General features: G+C 66.9%; 17 protein-coding genes. 4 read left to right on the top strand and 13 right to left on the bottom strand.

Features of this window, described 5'->3' with window-relative positions; all coding sequences use genetic code 11:
• The first annotated feature begins 75 nt into the window (after positions 1–75).
• The 3 genes from thrC to moaD are packed head-to-tail and all read left to right on the top strand — an operon-like array spanning position 76 to position 3,054.
• Positions 76–1,551, top strand: coding sequence for a threonine synthase (gene thrC / locus NX773_RS16555; protein ID WP_258857418.1), 1,476 nt, complete (start codon positions 76–78; stop codon positions 1,549–1,551).
• A 29-nt stretch (positions 1,552–1,580) separates the two neighbouring features.
• Positions 1,581–2,789: a molybdopterin molybdotransferase MoeA gene (locus tag NX773_RS16560; protein WP_370662261.1), complete on the top strand. Its 1,209-nt coding sequence runs from the start codon at positions 1,581–1,583 to the stop codon at positions 2,787–2,789.
• 7 nt (positions 2,790–2,796) lie between these two features.
• Positions 2,797–3,054, top strand: coding sequence for a molybdopterin converting factor subunit 1 (moaD, locus tag NX773_RS16565; RefSeq protein WP_258857420.1), 258 nt, complete (start codon positions 2,797–2,799; stop codon positions 3,052–3,054).
• A 2-nt stretch (positions 3,055–3,056) separates the two neighbouring features.
• Here moaD and NX773_RS16570 read toward each other — a convergent pair whose 3' ends face one another.
• The 10 genes from NX773_RS16570 to dctP are packed head-to-tail and all read right to left on the bottom strand — an operon-like array spanning position 3,057 to position 11,979.
• Complete coding sequence (locus NX773_RS16570) at positions 3,057–3,956, bottom strand: ACP S-malonyltransferase (RefSeq protein WP_258857421.1); 900 nt, start codon at positions 3,954–3,956, stop codon at positions 3,057–3,059.
• Positions 3,953–4,843 carry a triphosphoribosyl-dephospho-CoA synthase MdcB gene (gene mdcB / locus NX773_RS16575; RefSeq protein WP_258857422.1) on the bottom strand — a complete coding sequence of 297 codons (891 nt, stop codon included), beginning with the start codon at positions 4,841–4,843 and terminating at the stop codon, positions 3,953–3,955. The genes NX773_RS16570 and mdcB overlap by 4 nt, the downstream gene beginning before the upstream one ends.
• Positions 4,843–5,484 carry a malonate decarboxylase holo-[acyl-carrier-protein] synthase gene (gene mdcG, locus NX773_RS16580; protein ID WP_258857423.1) on the bottom strand — a complete coding sequence of 214 codons (642 nt, stop codon included), beginning with the start codon at positions 5,482–5,484 and terminating at the stop codon, positions 4,843–4,845. The genes mdcB and mdcG overlap by 1 nt, the downstream gene beginning before the upstream one ends.
• Positions 5,468–6,184: a biotin-independent malonate decarboxylase subunit gamma gene (locus NX773_RS16585; RefSeq protein WP_258857424.1), complete on the bottom strand. Its 717-nt coding sequence runs from the start codon at positions 6,182–6,184 to the stop codon at positions 5,468–5,470. Before NX773_RS16585 ends, mdcG begins: the two co-directional genes overlap by 17 nt.
• On the bottom strand, positions 6,184–7,080 hold the full coding sequence (locus NX773_RS16590) for a biotin-independent malonate decarboxylase subunit beta (RefSeq protein ID WP_258857425.1): 897 nt from the start codon (positions 7,078–7,080) through the stop codon (positions 6,184–6,186). The genes NX773_RS16585 and NX773_RS16590 overlap by 1 nt, the downstream gene beginning before the upstream one ends.
• Positions 7,077–7,391: a malonate decarboxylase acyl carrier protein gene (mdcC, locus tag NX773_RS16595; protein ID WP_258857426.1), complete on the bottom strand. Its 315-nt coding sequence runs from the start codon at positions 7,389–7,391 to the stop codon at positions 7,077–7,079. Before mdcC ends, NX773_RS16590 begins: the two co-directional genes overlap by 4 nt.
• Positions 7,392–7,398: 7 nt before the next feature.
• Positions 7,399–9,066: a malonate decarboxylase subunit alpha gene (mdcA, locus tag NX773_RS16600; RefSeq protein ID WP_258857448.1), complete on the bottom strand. Its 1,668-nt coding sequence runs from the start codon at positions 9,064–9,066 to the stop codon at positions 7,399–7,401.
• Positions 9,066–10,415, bottom strand: a complete 1,350-nt coding sequence (locus NX773_RS16605; protein WP_258857427.1) for a TRAP transporter large permease — start codon at positions 10,413–10,415, stop codon at positions 9,066–9,068. The genes mdcA and NX773_RS16605 overlap by 1 nt, the downstream gene beginning before the upstream one ends.
• Positions 10,412–10,966, bottom strand: a complete 555-nt coding sequence (locus NX773_RS16610) for a TRAP transporter small permease (RefSeq protein WP_258857428.1) — start codon at positions 10,964–10,966, stop codon at positions 10,412–10,414. The genes NX773_RS16605 and NX773_RS16610 overlap by 4 nt, the downstream gene beginning before the upstream one ends.
• The gene (dctP, locus tag NX773_RS16615) at positions 10,963–11,979 is read right to left on the bottom strand and encodes a TRAP transporter substrate-binding protein DctP (RefSeq protein WP_258857429.1); all 1,017 of its coding nucleotides are present in this window, start codon (positions 11,977–11,979) and stop codon (positions 10,963–10,965) included. Before dctP ends, NX773_RS16610 begins: the two co-directional genes overlap by 4 nt.
• Before the next feature lie 171 nt (positions 11,980–12,150).
• Between dctP and NX773_RS16620 the strand changes: the two genes are divergently transcribed.
• Positions 12,151–12,807, top strand: a complete 657-nt coding sequence (locus NX773_RS16620; protein WP_258857430.1) for a GntR family transcriptional regulator — start codon at positions 12,151–12,153, stop codon at positions 12,805–12,807.
• Positions 12,808–13,106: 299 nt separating this feature from the next.
• Here the strand turns inward: NX773_RS16620 and NX773_RS16625 are convergent, their stop codons facing one another.
• From NX773_RS16625 to NX773_RS16635, 3 genes are read right to left on the bottom strand one after another with little or no spacing between them, the layout of a single operon-like run.
• On the bottom strand, positions 13,107–14,039 hold the full coding sequence (locus tag NX773_RS16625) for an alpha/beta fold hydrolase (RefSeq protein WP_258857431.1): 933 nt from the start codon (positions 14,037–14,039) through the stop codon (positions 13,107–13,109).
• Positions 14,036–14,239, bottom strand: a complete 204-nt coding sequence (locus tag NX773_RS16630; protein WP_258857432.1) for a helix-turn-helix transcriptional regulator — start codon at positions 14,237–14,239, stop codon at positions 14,036–14,038. Before NX773_RS16630 ends, NX773_RS16625 begins: the two co-directional genes overlap by 4 nt.
• Entirely contained in the window at positions 14,236–14,625 is a 390-nt protein-coding gene (locus tag NX773_RS16635) for a hypothetical protein (protein WP_258857433.1), read from the bottom strand. Before NX773_RS16635 ends, NX773_RS16630 begins: the two co-directional genes overlap by 4 nt.
• Positions 14,626–14,729: the final 104 nt, after the last annotated feature.

Genomic DNA, 14,729 nt, shown 5'->3' on the forward strand with positions numbered 1-14,729 from the left:
CGAAAACGGCCCAGCCCCGGTCGAAGCACTATAATAACCCTCGACCTGAGCATCCCAACCCGATTTTCGACCCCTATGCAATACGTCTCGACCCGCGCGACCGCCGAATCGTCCGCCCGTAATCCGAACCACTTTTCCGATATCCTGCTGGGCGGCCTGGCCCCCGACGGCGGCCTGTTCCTCCCGGCCGAGTACCCCAGGGTGACCGGCGCCGAGCTGGACGCATGGCGCACGCTGCCGTACGCCGGGCTGGCGTATGAAATCCTGCGCAAGTTCGCGACCGACATTCCGGACGCCGACCTGAAGGCATTAACGGCAAAGACCTACACCGCCGACGTCTACCGCAACGCGCGCGCAGGCGACAATCCTGCCGACATCACCCCGCTGCGCGAACTCGAGCGCGACGGCGACAAGGTGCTGGTGCTGCAATCGCTGTCCAACGGCCCCACGCTCGCGTTCAAGGACATGGCGATGCAGCTCCTGGGGAACCTGTTCGAATACGCGTTGGCGAAGAACGACGACGAACTGAACATCTTTGGCGCCACCTCGGGCGACACCGGCAGCGCCGCCGAGTACGCGATGCGCGGCAAGCGCGGCATTCGCGTGTTCATGCTCTCTCCGCACAAGAAGATGAGCGCGTTCCAGACCGCGCAGATGTTCAGCCTGCACGACCCGAACATCTTCAACATCGCGGTCGAAGGCGTGTTCGACGACTGCCAGGACATGGTCAAGGCCGTGTCGAACGACCTGTCGTTCAAGGCGCGCCACAAGATCGGCACCGTCAATTCGATCAACTGGGCACGCGTGGTGGCCCAGGTGGTGTACTACTTCCGCGGCTATCTCGCGGCCACCACCTCCAACGACCAGAAGGTCTCGTTCACCGTCCCCTCGGGGAACTTCGGCAATATCTGCGCCGGCCACATCGCGCGCATGATGGGCCTGCCGATCGACCAGCTGATCGTCGCCACCAACGAAAACGACGTGCTCGACGAGTTCTTCCGCACCGGCCGCTACCGCGTGCGCAAGTCGGCCGAGACCTTCCACACCACCAGCCCGTCGATGGACATCTCCAAGGCGTCCAACTTCGAGCGCTTCGTGTATGACCTGGTGGGCCGCGACCCCGAGCGCGTGCGCGCGCTGTTCCGCAAGGTCGATACCGAAGGCGGCTTCGACCTGTCCGGCGCGCCGGGCAGCGACGGCGACGAGTTCGCCAAGGTCGCCGGCTACGGTTTCGCGTCCGGCAAATCGACGCACGCCGACCGCATTGCGACCATCCGCAATGTGTTCGAGAAGAGCGGCCTGACCATCGACACCCATACCGCCGACGGCGTCAAGGTCGCGCGCGAACATGTGCGCGCCGGCGTGCCGATGATCGTGCTGGAAACGGCGCTGGCCGCCAAGTTCAACGAGACCATCGTCGAGGCCCTCGGCCGCAATGCGGACCGTCCGTCCGGCTTCGAGGACATCGAGTCGCTGCCGCAGAAATACGTGGTGATGAAGCCGAACGTCGACGAGATGAAGACCTTCATCGCCGCACATACGGGACTGTAACCATGGCCGAACAACCAGCTCGCAAACCCATGCTGTCCGTGCGCGAGGCGCTCGATTTCCTGCTGTCGGCCGCAAGGCCGGTCGAGGGGATCGAGACCATCCCGACGCTTGAGGCGAACGGGCGCGTGCTGGCGCAGGACCAGGCGTCCACCCTCAACGTGCCGTCCGCCGACAACACGCAGATGGACGGCTACGCGGTGCGCGCGGCCGACTGCGCCAGCGGCAGCGCCCGGCTGCATATCGCACAGCGCATCCCGGCGGGCCATGTCGGCCAGCCATTGGCCAGCGGCTCGGCAGCGCGCATCTTCACTGGCGCCCTGATTCCGGAGGGCGCCGACGCGGTGGTGATGCAGGAACAGTGCGAGGCAGATGGCGAACATGTCATCGTCAAGCACGCGCCCAGACCCGGCGAATGGATCCGCCGCACCGGCGAGGACATCGTGGCCGGTTCAGTGATCCTGCCGGCGGGCACGCGGCTGCGCGCGCAGGAACTCGGGCTGGCCGCGTCGGTGGGGCTGGCGAGCCTGCCCGTGCGCCGGCGCGTGCGCGTGGCGGTGTTTTTCACCGGCGACGAACTGGCGATGCCGGGCGAGCCGCTGGCGCCAGGCGCGATCTACAACTCCAACCGCTTTACCCTGCGCGGCCTGCTGCAGAACTTCGGCTGCGAGATCAGCGACTTCGGCATCGTGCCCGACTCGCTCGACGCCACCCGCTCGACCCTGCGCGAGGCCGCGCGCGGCCATGACCTGATCATCACCTCCGGTGGCGTGTCGGTGGGCGAGGAAGACCACATCAAGCCGGCGGTCGAAGCGGAAGGGCGCCTGAACATGTGGCAGATCGCCGTCAAGCCGGGCAAGCCGCTGGCATTCGGCGAGGTGCGGCGCGAGGACGGATCGGCCTTCTTCCTCGGCCTGCCGGGCAACCCGGTGTCGAGTTTCATCACTTTCCTGCTGTTCGTGCGGCCCTTCCTGCTGCGCCTGCAGGGTGTGAGTAGACCGGTCGAGCCGCGCACCTATCCGATGCGCGCCGACTTCGACTGGCCCAAGGCCGACCGGCGCAACGAATTTCTGCGCGCCGGGATCAATGCCGAGGGCGGCCTCGACCTGTTCCCCAACCAGGGCTCGGGCGTGCTCACCTCGACCGTGTGGGGCGAGGGCCTGATTGACAATCCGCCGGGGCACCCGATTGCGAAGGGCGACACCGTGCGTTTCATCCCGTTCGCCGAACTGCAGCACTAGGAGTCGCATGAAGATCACTTTGCGTTTTTTTGCCAGCGTGCGCGAAGCACTCGGCGTGTCGCAGGAAAGCGTGTCGCTGCCTGCAGAGGTGTCCACTGTCGGCGCGCTGCGCGATTTCCTGATCGCGCGCGGTGGTGCGTGGGCCGAGGCCTTGTCTCACGAACGCGCGCTGCGCATGGCCTTCAACCAGGTCATGTGCGAGTCCGGCACGCCGTTGCGTGACGGGGCAGAGGTCGCGTTCTTCCCGCCGGTGACCGGCGGTTGAGCTCAGCTGGCCTGGCGTTCGATCCAGGCCACGATCCCTTCGATACTCCTGAATTCGGAAACCGAGCGGCACGCCAGGTCGGGATAGCGCGACCTGAACATGCGCGCCAGGGACGCGCCAGGCCCGAGTTCCAGTGCCACCGTGGCGCCCGCTTCGACGGCGGCGTCCATGCACGCATCCCAAACAATCGTCTGCGCGAGCTGGCGCGAGAGGTGCTCCACTGCGCGCGCCTTGTCGTCGACGCGTGATGCATCGATGCCTGACAGGACCGGGCAAAGCGGCATCCCGAACGGCGCGCCCTGCAGCGTTGCCGCGAAAGGCGCGACGGCGCCAGCCATCAGCGGCGTGTGCGATGCGACCGCCACCGGCAGCAACTGGCACCGTCCGCCGCGGGCCGCGGCCGCGCGCTCAACTTCCAGTAACGCAGTTCGACCGCCGCCGACGATGCAGCTGTCCCCGGCAGTGACGATGGCCACCGCGGCGCCATGCTGCTCGGCCAGCGCGCGCGCCTGCTGAACCGGCAATGCGCTCACGGCCAGCATGGCCTGGTCCGGGTGCGCTGCCCCGGCCTGGTCCATCAATCCCGCGCGCGCTGCCGCGAGCTCCACCGCCTGCCCGGCTGTGAAGGCCCCCGCGACCGCGTAGGCGGCCAGTTCGCCGATGCTGTACCCGGCCGCAAGCGAAGGTTGGGGAATGCGGTCGCGTAGCGCTTCCCAGATCGCCAGCGTTGCGGTGACGATCAAGGGCTGGGCCACACGGTTGTCGAACATGTCCGCCTCGGTGAACGCGGGAGCATGCCGGGCGATGAACTCGGCCGCGCGCTCGTCGGCGCGCGCGATGTCGAACATCGCCGGGCTCTGGCTGCCTTGGCCGGGACAGAGGATCAACAGACGCGTCGTCATGGGATTGGCTGCGTGGTGACGCTGTGGACCAGGCAGGTGGCCGCCAGCAGGTCGGCCGCGCCGCCAGGGGAGATGCGGCGGGCCACGAACTGCCGGTGGCAGTGCAGCGCCGCCTCCTTCCATGCCGGATGGGCGGTGCCGCCGAGGTCCAGAAAACAGCGCGCGCGTTCACGCACCAGCGCAGCGCCTTCGCTGCCGGCGCGGTGGAAGACGTTGGTGTCGCTCATGTGCGCCATCAGCGCGAACAGCGTGTCGATCCGCGCGCGGTAGTGGCCGCGCCCGGCCGCAAGTTTGCCGGCCAGCGCGGGCAGGGCGACCTCGAACACGGACGGGAATCCAAGCGCCGCTTCTTCGCGCGCACCGCTTGCGCCATGCAGGGCGGCGGCGCGCAGGCCATTCGAGGCGGCGCCGCATTCGGCGGTGTGGCCGGCCAACTCCGCGCCCCAGCTCAGCAGGAGCACGGCGCGCAGCGTCGAGGGAGTGAGCCGCATCGATTGCGCGCGCGCTCGTCCGATGGCGGCGCACAGCAGTCCCACGCTGAAGATCGCGCCGCGGTGGGTATTGATGCCGCCGGTGGCCTTGAGCATGCGCTTTTCGGCCTCGATGCCGAGCTGCTTGAGCCGCGCGAACGGCGCGCCGTCGATCCCAGCCTGGCAGATCGCGCCAAAGTAGCGGCGCAACGCGAACATGCTGCGCATGAAGGTGGCGGCGTTCATGTCGGTGTGGCTGCCGTTGTCCACCAGAGAGACCAGGCCCGGCTTTGGATAGAGGGCCAGCTCGGTGTACAGGCAGCGCACCGCAACGCGCGCGACCTCGGCGCATAAGCTGCGCTGCCAGAAAGGCGCGGCAGGCCAGGCGGCATGGTGGGCCGTTGCCAGGTGGGTCATCATGCTTCCAACGCCGCAGCCAGCTCGTCGGGCGAGACCAGCCGCACCTCGTCGATGCGTTTTGCCAGTACCTTGCGCCCGCTGCCGCGCGCATCGCGCCACTCCTTCCAGGCCACAGCGGCGCCGCCGGGGAAGACGACTTCGCCGTCCAGCGGCAAGCGTTCTGCCACATGGGACAGCAGCGCGATGCCCGCGTCCAACGCCACCTGATCGGTGGGCGCGAACAGCACGTCGATATCGGAAGAGGGCGTGAGGTAGTCCAGCCCGGTGAAGGCCTGCATCGCCAGCGAACCATAGACGCGCAGCTGCAGGTCGGACAGCAGGCCGAGCGCGGCCCGCCACCCGGCTGGCGCGGCATCGACAGCGCGTGCCAGCGCAAACGCGCCAGTGCGGCGGTCGATCGAGGACAAGCGCAGCCGCAGCGCAACGCGTGGCTTGATGCCGGTCTCACGGTCAGGCGGCAGCGGAATCCCGGCGCAGACGAAGCCATCTGCCAGGTTGGCATCGTTGCGGCGTACCACGGCGGGCCAGTTTGCACGCCGCCAGCGCTCGACCGGCGCGCGCAATGGCGCCGGCACTTGCGCCAGCGCCTCGCTCCATCCGTCCGGAGTCAGCCAGACAATGTCATGACGCGAGTACATCACTACCCGAGACGATTGCATCGGCGACCGGCTTGGCCAGCTTGCGCCCGCCGCGCCACAGGCCGAGGGCCGCGCGCTCGTCGGAGCGGTGCTCGGCAGCCATGGCTGTCTCGAGCTGCTCGGCCAGGTCGCCCGACCAGATCTCCTGAACCCCGCCCATGCGCAGGTAGTTTTCGGCGCCTGGCGCAAAGACCGGGTTGCTGCCCGCGAGCTCGACGAGGCGTTCTTCCGGCACCTTGGTGATGCGCGCCATTGCGGGCAGCGCCATCACGCGGATCGTCGATTCGGGCAGCGCGTAGCATGCGTCGGCCATCAGGCCGCTGGTGATGAAACCGCCCGACAGCGCCTGGTCGTACACCAGGCCGATCACCCGGTGCCCACGGCGGCGTGCGAAGTCCACGCACTTGCCCAGATGCGCCATGTAGCTGTTAATGCCCAACATCTCGTCGCGGTGCCGCAGCCGCTGGCCGACCGTGTCCACCAGCAGCATGATGGCCCGTCCCGGATGCTCGCGCACCGTCTGCAGGATGAAGCGGGCCTGCGCCAGCGCGATCTCCACGCCAATCGGCGCATGCCCGGTCGTGCCGACCACGGCGACCGTTTCGCCAGCCGCCTGCGCCGTCCCGCTCAGGAACAGGTCCTGCTCGCTGATCTCGTAACCGCCCGGGAAAAGCTGGTCCGCCAGGGTTTTCCAGTCCATCAGTTCACTCCCACCCTGGCGTTGGCGGCCAGTTCAACGAATTTTTCCGCATCCAGCATCGGCACCTGCTCTGGCTTGGCGATGCCGAGTGCGCGCCAGATCTCCATCGGTTCCGACAGCCCGCCAAAGCGCTCCAGCCGGTCCGCCAGCATGGCTTGCTCGCGTTCGAGCGCTTCCAGCGTCAGCTCGGCGCTCGCGCTCGCGTAGCGCGCCACGGCCGCAATGGCGGCGGCGCGAAAGGCGTCGGTGTCGTCCGCCACCAGCGCCTGGCAGTCGCCCAGCAGGTAGCGATGCTTGCCGCCCGTGGTGCGCCACACCAGCGCCCGGTCGCGCGAATCGAATTCTTCCACGCCGTTGGTGGTCTCGATGACCTCCGGCCCGGACATCGCAAGACGTCCTTCCTCCGACATGATGACCATGTTGGTGCAGCGCGCGACGATGCCCATGCCGCCGAAGCAGCCGTTGGCGCCGCCGACCAGTGCAATGACGGGGATGCCCGCGGCACGCGCATCCAGCACCGCGCGCATCACCTCGGAAACCGCGACCAGGCCGGCGTTCGCCTCGTGCAGGCGCACGCCTCCCGATTCGAGCAGCAGCACCACGGCTGCCGGCCGCTCGGCAATCGCGCGGCGCAGCAGGCCGGTGAGCTTGGCGCCGTGGACCTCGCCCACCGCGCCGCCCATGAATCCGCCTTCCTGCGCTGCGACAAAGACCGGCGTGCCGTCCAGCCGCCCGCGGCCCACCGCCACGCCGTCGTCGAACGCTACCGGCGCGTCGAGCTGGCCCAGGTGCGGGCTCACCACCCGCGCCGCAGGCGGCAGGAATTCCTCGAAACTGGCGTGGTCGAACACGCGCGCGAGCCGCTCGCGCGCAGTCAGTTCCAGATAGCTGCTCATTGGCCGTCCCCCAGCATGGTCTCGACCGCCTGATCCATGCGCAGGCTCACCACGGCGGGTGTGGCGCCCATGTCGTTGATGGCGATGCGCGTGTCGGCCAGCTGCCAGCGCTGCTGGAAGTCGGCCATCACGGCTTGCCATGTCGCGCCAAAGCCTACGGCAGCGGTGCTGATGTCGATGACACAGCCGCCGCCAAGCGGGGCCGTTTCGATCAGCACTTCCAGGTTGCCGGAGCTGACGACGCCCACCACTTCTGCCTGTTTCGGCAGCTTGCGCGAGCCGCCCTCAAATCGATACGAAAGCTTTTCCATGATGTCCTTACCAGTTCCTGAAGCGGCGCGGCGGGTCGTACAGCCCGTGCGAGGCGCGCACCAGGTCCTTCATGCTGCGCGCGGCCAGCAGGTCGCGCGTAGCCAGGCGCTTGTCGATGCCCAGGTCTTCGGCGCGGCGGATCACGCCACGGTCGCGCAGGTTCTCGACCATGCGCTTGTCGCGGCCGATGCCCACCGGGGTGTAGCCGGCCACGCCTCGGATGGCCTGCTCGCGCTCTTCCTCGCCGCGACACAGCAGCAGGTTGGCGATGCCTTCCTCGGTCAGGATGTGGGTCACGTCCTCGCCGTAGATCATCACCGGCGGGATCGCAAAGCCTGCCTGCTCGGCCAGTTCCCATGCATCCAGCTTTTCGACAAACGCGCTCTGCATGTGTTCGCGGAAGGTCTCGACCATCTGCACCACCAGCTTCTGGCCGCGCGGGATGGCGCTGGAACCGGCGCGCGCCTCGCGGCCGGCCTTGAGCCAGCCGGGGCTGGCATGGCGCCGTCCGCGTGCGTCCGCGCCCATGTTGGGCGCGCCGCCGAATCCGGCGATGCGGCCGAGCGTTGCGGTCGATGAGTTGCCCTGCAAGTCGATCTGCAAGGTGGAGCCGATGAACATGTCGCAAGCATAGTGGCCGGCCGCCTGGCACAGCGCGCGGTTGCTGCGCATGCTGCCGTCCGGGCCCACCGCGAACACGTCGGGCCGCGCGCGGATGTATTCTTCCATGCCCAGCTCGGAGCCAAACGAGTAGACCGACTCCACAAAGCCCGATTCGATCGCCGGGATCAATGCCGGGTGCGGGTTCAGTGCCCAGTTGCGCGCAATCTTGCCCTTCAGCCCAAGCGAGGTGGCGTAGGTCGGCAGCAGCAGCTCGATCGCCGCCGTGTCGAAGCCGATGCCGTGGTTGAGCCGCTCGATCTGGTACTCGGCATAGATGCCCTTGATGGCCATCATCGCCATCAGGACCTGGATCTCGGAGATCTGCGCCGGGTCGCGCGTGAACAGCGGCTCGATGTAGTACGGGCGCGGCGACTGCACCACGAAGTCTACCCAGTCGCCCGGGATGTCCACGCGCGGCAGGTTATCGACCACCCGGTTCACCTGCACGATCACGATGCCGTTCTTGAACGTGGTCGCTTCAACGATCGCCGGCGTATCCTCGGTGTTCGCGCCGGTGTACAGGTTGCCGTTGCGGTCTGCCGCCTCGGCCGCCACCAGCGACACGCGCGGCGGCAGGTCCACGAAGTAGCGGCTGAACAGCTCGAGATAGGTGTGAATCGCGCCGATGTTCAGTTTGCCGGCGGCTGCCAGCTTGGCCACCCGCCCGGCCTGCGGGCCGGAGAACGAGAAGTCGAGCCTGGACGCCACGCCGCGTTCGAACACGTCCAGGTGCTCGGGCAAAGCCAGCACCGACTGCAGCATGTGCAGGTTGTTGATGCGCGCCGTGTCCAGCCCGGCCAGCGCCTGCGCCAGGAAGTCGGCCTGCTTCTGGTTGTTCCCTTCCAGGCACACGCGGTCGCCGCATTCGAGCACGCTGTGCAGCAGGTCCTTGATGCGCGCGGCGGGAAGTGCCTTGCCGTTGAGGTCGTTGCCCAGCGCCTCGCCGGCGCGGGCCAGTCGCGCGCTGCGGTTCTGCTGCAGCGTATTCCACACCTTCGGGGTGGTGTTCATCATGCGGCTCCCATCAGCATGTTCGGCAGCGCGGTCGAGATCGACGGGAACACGCACAGCAGCACCACGGCCAGCGCCATCAGCACCACGAACGGCAGCACGCCCATGATCACGTCGCGCAGCGGGATGTCCGGCGCGATGTTCTTGATGACGAAGATGTTCAGTCCCACCGGCGGGTGGATCAGGCCCATCTCCATCACGATCGTCATCACGATGCCGAACCAGATCAGGTCAAAGCCGGCAGCCTTCAGCGGCGGCAGGATGATCGGCGCAGTCATCAGGATGATCGACACCGGCGGCAGGAAGAAGCCCAGCACCACCACCATCAGCAGGATCACCGCCAGCAGCACCCAGCGCGACAGGTGCATGTCGACCACGAACTGCGCGGCAGACTGGCTGATGTGCAGGTAGCTCATCACATAGGAATACAGCAGCGACATGCCGATAATCAGCAGCAGCATTGTCGATTCCTTGATCGTCGAGGACAGGATCGGCGACAGGTCCTTTGGCTTCCACACCCGGTACACGATCGCGATCAGCACCAGCGCCAGCAGTGCGCCCAGGCCCGCGGTTTCGGACGGGGTGGCGTAGCCGCCGTACAGCGCGATCATCACGCCGATCAGCAGCGTCACGAACGGCAGCACGCGCGGCAGCATCTCCACCTTCTGCGACAGCGTGAAGTGCTCCTTTTCAAGGTAGGCCGACTGCACCCCGCTGCCTTCATAGGCCGCCAGCGCCAGGCCATATTCCTTGCGTGCGCGGTACACCGCATAGCCCGCGAACAGCAGCACCAGCAGCATGCCGGGGCCGATCCCGGCCAGGAACAGGCGGCCCAGCGACTGCTCGGCGGCCACCGCGTACAGAATCATGGTGATCGACGGCGGCAGCAGAATGCCCAGGGTGCCGCCGGCGGCGATGATGCCGGCCGCGAAACCGGGCGAATAGCCGCGCTTGCGCATTTCGGGAATGCCGGCCGAGCCAATCGCAGAGCAGGTGGCGGGCGACGAGCCGGCCATGGCCGCGAACAGGGCGCAGGCGAAGACGTTGGCGATGCCAAGACCGCCCGGCACCTTGTGCAGCCACGCGTGGATCGCCGCGTACAGGTCACGCCCGGCGGGTGATTTGCCGATCGCCGCGCCTTTCAGGATGAACAGCGGGATCGACAGCAGGGTGATCGACGCCATCTCCTCGTACACGTTCTGCGCGATCGTGTCGAGCGACATGGGCGGCATGAAGAAGTACATGAAGCCGGTGGCCACCACGCCGAGCGCGAACGCAATCGGCATCCCGGAAAACATCACCAGCAGGGTGATTGCGCCGTACAGCGCGCCAAGGGTCAAATCGCTCATGCCGTCTTCCCTTTGCCGGCGAAATGCATCAGTACCTGCAGCAGCAGCTGCAGCGTCAGGATCGTCATGCCGGCCGCCATCATCGAATACGGGATCCACAGCGGCGGCGCGAACGTTGACGACGTGGTCTGGCCGTCCACCCACGCCTCATGGCACAGCGCCCAGGCCTTCCAGGCGAAAAACGCACAGAACGCCAGCGACAGCAGGTCCACCAGGAACAGGCGCACCACGTTGACCCGGCGCGGCAGCACCGAAGCGAGCGCCTCGATGCCGATGTGCCCGCGCTGCGACTGGACCCAGGCGGTGCAGAAGAACGTCATCCCCACCAGCATGAACACCGATGCCTCGTCCTGCCAGTCGGTCGGCGACTTGAAGAAGTAGCGCGTCGCGACAGAGTAGGTGAGCACCAGCGAGGTGGCGAGGATGGCCAGCATCGACAGCTTCAACAGCAGCTTGTTGAAGCTGTCGAACCAGCCCGACAATACCGCCAGGGCGGTACCGTCGGGCACAGCAGGCGCGGCGGCCTGCTCGAGCTCGAAGCCATGACTCACAGGAGCTTCTCCGCAAGCGACAGCAGTTTGGCGCAGTTGGCGTTGCGCGCGGCGTAGTCCTTCCATGCCGTATTGCGCGCGATGTCCTGCCACTTCTTCAGCGTGGCCGGGTTCAGGTCGGCCACGCGGGCGCCCGCGCGCTGGTACACGGCGGCTACGGCGGCGTCATCGTCCTGCGCGGCCTTGCGCGCAAAGGTTTCGAGATCGCCGCCCACGGCCATGATGGCGGCTTGCTGGTCCTTCGGCAGGCGGTCGAACACGGCCTTGGACATCATCAGTGGCTCGAACATGAACCAGTATGCGCCGGCGCGGCCGGTGGTCAGCGCCTTGGAGACTTCCTCCAGGCGGAACGAGATCAGCGAGGTGGACGAGGTCAGCGCCGCGTCCATCGCGCCCGTCTGCATGCCGGCGTAGATTTCGTTGGAGGGCAGGGTGACGACGGCGGCGCCGGCTTCCTTGAGGATCAGGTCCATCTCGCGCGAGCCGCCGCGCACCTTCAGGCCGCGCGCGTCTTCGGGGTCGATGATCGGCTTGGAGCGCGAGGCCACGCCGCCCGCCTGCCAGATCCAGCTGACCACCACGATGCCTTTTTCGGCCAGGATGCGCGCGAGTTCCTTGCCCACTTCGCTGTTCTTCCATGCCATGCCCTGGTCGTACGAGGTCACCAGGCCCGGCATCAGGCCGATGTTCACCTCGGGGACCTCGCCGCCGGCGTACGACAGCGGCACCAGCGACATGTCGAGCGCGCCCTTGCGCATGGCCGAGAACTGGGCGTTGGTCTTCATCAGCGACGAGCCCGGGTAGATCGAGAACTTCAGTGCGCCGCGCGTGCGCTTTTCCACTTCCGCCGCGAACATGCGGCACAGGCGGTCGCGGAAATCACCCTCGGCGACGCTGCCGCCCGGGAACTGGTGCGAGATCTTCAGGTTGGACGACTGCGCCCAGACCGGGTTCACCCAGAGTGGACTGGTGGCGAGCGCGCCCAGCAGGGCCCTGCGTGTCATTACCGACATATACATCCTCCAAGATGTTGAATCAGACTACCCAGGCAGATCGTGCTTCGGTCAAGCCGTATGCATCGTCCGCGTTTTGTGTATACAAGAATAAACTCAACAAATACATTGTCAAGCGTTATTTAGCTTCTATAATTACAGCTTATATACAAAAGCTGATAGCAATCTACCATGAAAAGCCGCTCGGAAACATTACGCGATGCAATAGAGGAAATGATCGCGGTAGGCAAGCTGGCCCCGGGCCAGCACCTGGACGAGACCGAACTGGCGAACGCCTTCGGGGTGTCGCGCACGCCCATCCGCGAGACGCTGATCCAGCTCTCGTCGATGGGGCTGGTGGTGATCCGTCCGCGGCGGGGCGCGGTGGTGGCGGAGCTGGGGCCGCAGCAGCTGGTCGAGATGTTCGAGGTGATGTCGGAGCTGGAAGCCGTGTGCGCGCGGCTGGCGGCGCGCCGCATGACCAAGGCCGAGCAGGAAGCGCTGCTGGCCGCGCACGGCGCGTGCAAGCGCGCGGTGGACGATCCCGACGAGTACTACACGCTCAACGAGACCTTTCACCAGGCGATCTACGCCGGCAGCCACAACCACTTCCTGATCGAGCAGGCGCGCAGCCTGTACCGCCGCCTGCGGCCCTACCGCCGGCTGCAGTTGCGCGTGCGCGACCGCGTCAGCAATTCATACGCCGAGCACGATGCGGTGGTGCAGGCGATCGTCAAGGGCGACGGAGAGCTGGCCGCGCAGCTGATGCGCGAGCACGTGATGATCCAGGGTCAGCGCTTCGCCGACCTGATGGCGTCGCTCCCGCAGCTCACTGCCGCTGCCGCCTGATGTCGCGTTCACTCCGGGCATGCACCGCCTGAACGCGTGGGCGGGAGACCCGCCCACCCTACGCATGTCGTCTACTTGGGCCTGACGGAATCGCAGGCACGGCAGGGGGCGCCGCTTTTGGCCTGGTAGTAGCGCGCGCCGATGAAAAATCGCGGCCGAGACGATTGCCCACGCCAGGTTGCTCCTCCAGCCCTCGGCAAACGCCGTGCCGCTGCCGGCATCAACGGCGGACAGGATCGCGAACATCGAGCTTGCGGCAATCAGGTATTGCCCGGCCCAGCGGATAAACTCTTTCATCGTCAGCCTCCCAGTTTGGACAAATAGGTACGCAGCGTGTCGAGCAGCTTTGCGGGCTGGTCGAACATGACAAAGTGGCGCGCGGGCGAGATCGACACCACCTCGACCTTCGGCGCCCCCGCCAGCAGCGACTTGTAGTACTCAAGCTTGGCCTGCTCGGTGATGCCCACCTGGCTCTGGTCGGCCGCAAAGTAGGGCGAGATCTCCAGGATCGGCGCGGTGATCCGCGACAGGCCAGGGCGCAGATCGAGCGCCAGCGCGTCGGCCACCACCCGCCGAACTGTCGCCGGATCGCTGCGCGAGGTGAGCTCGGCCAGCATGTCCGCGCGCGTCATGTCCAGCACACCCTCGCTGCTCATATACGCGTGCTGGCTGGCGGCAAACTGCTCCTTCGAATACTGAACCTGGACTGTGCCGGCCTGTGCGAGCGCAGCGGCGCGCTGCTCGGGCGTGTAGCCTTCGGTGCCTGGCAGCACAGGCAAACCGTCCACTGCCACGACCCCGCCGACGAATCCGGGGCTGTCCTCGGCTACCGCAAGGGCCAGCATGCCGCCCAGGCTGTGGCCGACCAGTACCGGCTTGTCCAGGGCGCGCGCGACGATCAGGTCGCCCAGCGCCTTGCGCACCGCCGCCAGGTTCGACGGCGTCGCGTCGCGGCCGTCAAAGCCGGGCAGGGTCACCACATATACCGCCTGCCGGCCGCTGAATGCGCGTACCACGTCCTGCCACACCCACGCCCCGCTGGCCAGGCCCGGAATGAGCACGAGCGCGCGGCCGCCGTTGCCGTGCCGCTCGACCCGCAGCGGCCCCACCTCGAAACGCTCGGCCGGCGCAACGCGCATTGCGTAGGGGTTGGCCGGTGGAGCCGGTTCGGCCGCGAACGACGGCGCGGCCGCGGCCACGGCCAGTGCAAACAACAGGGATGCCTTGTTCATGCAAGTTCCTCGTCTGGAGTGAAGATCGATTCGATCGGCTGCCCGAACAGCTTCGCGATCGCGAAGGCAAGCGGCAGGCTGGGGTCGTATTTGCCGGTCTCGATGGCGTTGACGGTCTGGCGCGACACCTTCAGCAGGTCGGCCAGGTGCGCCTGGCTCCAGCCCTGGTCGGCGCGCAGCTGACGGATGGTGTTGTTCATCGGCCCAGCACCTTGCGCGCGAGCTGGGTCAGGCCGGTGGCGCCCGCCAGCAGGCACCAGACCGTGAACATCGACAGCTGCGGGTAGCCCGCGGTTTCCAGGAACCCGTAGGTGAAGGTCAGGCCAGCGGTGACCGCCGCGCCGATCGCGATATTTTCCAGCAGGCGGATGCGCAGGTACTCGTCCATGCGCGCCAGTTGCCGGATGATCGCCCACAGCATCAGCACGAAACCGGCCATCGGGCTGACCAGGAGCAGGGTGCGCGCGGCGCCGTCCGGCATTGGTTTGCCGATGCGCAGGGCGAGCACGATCAGCACGCAGTACACAGCCAGCGAGCCGGCCATCTCGGCATAGTAGGTCCTTGCGATCTTCTTCTCGTACGTCACGGCGTCCTCCGGATGTAAAGTGAGCTTTACATCATGCTAGACCGCGAATCTGCCGTTGTCAAGCATCCTTTACATCGGAGTTTGGCGCGGGATCGACTACAATG

Origin of the sequence: Massilia solisilvae, from assembly GCF_024753215.1 — a bacterium.
In the GTDB taxonomy this organism is placed as follows: Bacteria; Pseudomonadota; Gammaproteobacteria; order Burkholderiales; family Burkholderiaceae_D; genus Telluria; species Telluria solisilvae.

What these genes read in the sequence shown, in the direction of transcription:
- NX773_RS16590 (WP_258857425.1), bottom strand. Translation starts at nt 7,080, where the DNA reads ATGAGCAGCTATCTGGAACTGACTGCGCGCGAGCGGCTCGCGCGCGTG.
- NX773_RS16620 (WP_258857430.1), top strand. Translation starts at nt 12,151, where the DNA reads ATGAAAAGCCGCTCGGAAACATTACGCGATGCAATAGAGGAAATGATC.
- mdcG (WP_258857423.1), bottom strand. Translation starts at nt 5,484, where the DNA reads ATGTACTCGCGTCATGACATTGTCTGGCTGACTCCGGACGGATGGAGC.
- mdcA (WP_258857448.1), bottom strand. Translation starts at nt 9,066, where the DNA reads ATGAACACCACCCCGAAGGTGTGGAATACGCTGCAGCAGAACCGCAGC.
- NX773_RS16570 (WP_258857421.1), bottom strand. Translation starts at nt 3,956, where the DNA reads ATGACGACGCGTCTGTTGATCCTCTGTCCCGGCCAAGGCAGCCAGAGC.
- NX773_RS16585 (WP_258857424.1), bottom strand. Translation starts at nt 6,184, where the DNA reads ATGGACTGGAAAACCCTGGCGGACCAGCTTTTCCCGGGCGGTTACGAG.
- NX773_RS16560 (WP_370662261.1), top strand. Translation starts at nt 1,581, where the DNA reads ATGCTGTCCGTGCGCGAGGCGCTCGATTTCCTGCTGTCGGCCGCAAGG.
- NX773_RS16605 (WP_258857427.1), bottom strand. Translation starts at nt 10,415, where the DNA reads ATGAGCGATTTGACCCTTGGCGCGCTGTACGGCGCAATCACCCTGCTG.
- NX773_RS16630 (WP_258857432.1), bottom strand. Translation starts at nt 14,239, where the DNA reads ATGAACAACACCATCCGTCAGCTGCGCGCCGACCAGGGCTGGAGCCAG.
- thrC (WP_258857418.1), top strand. Translation starts at nt 76, where the DNA reads ATGCAATACGTCTCGACCCGCGCGACCGCCGAATCGTCCGCCCGTAAT.
- mdcC (WP_258857426.1), bottom strand. Translation starts at nt 7,391, where the DNA reads ATGGAAAAGCTTTCGTATCGATTTGAGGGCGGCTCGCGCAAGCTGCCG.
- NX773_RS16625 (WP_258857431.1), bottom strand. Translation starts at nt 14,039, where the DNA reads ATGAACAAGGCATCCCTGTTGTTTGCACTGGCCGTGGCCGCGGCCGCG.
- moaD (WP_258857420.1), top strand. Translation starts at nt 2,797, where the DNA reads ATGAAGATCACTTTGCGTTTTTTTGCCAGCGTGCGCGAAGCACTCGGC.
- mdcB (WP_258857422.1), bottom strand. Translation starts at nt 4,843, where the DNA reads ATGACCCACCTGGCAACGGCCCACCATGCCGCCTGGCCTGCCGCGCCT.
- dctP (WP_258857429.1), bottom strand. Translation starts at nt 11,979, where the DNA reads ATGTCGGTAATGACACGCAGGGCCCTGCTGGGCGCGCTCGCCACCAGT.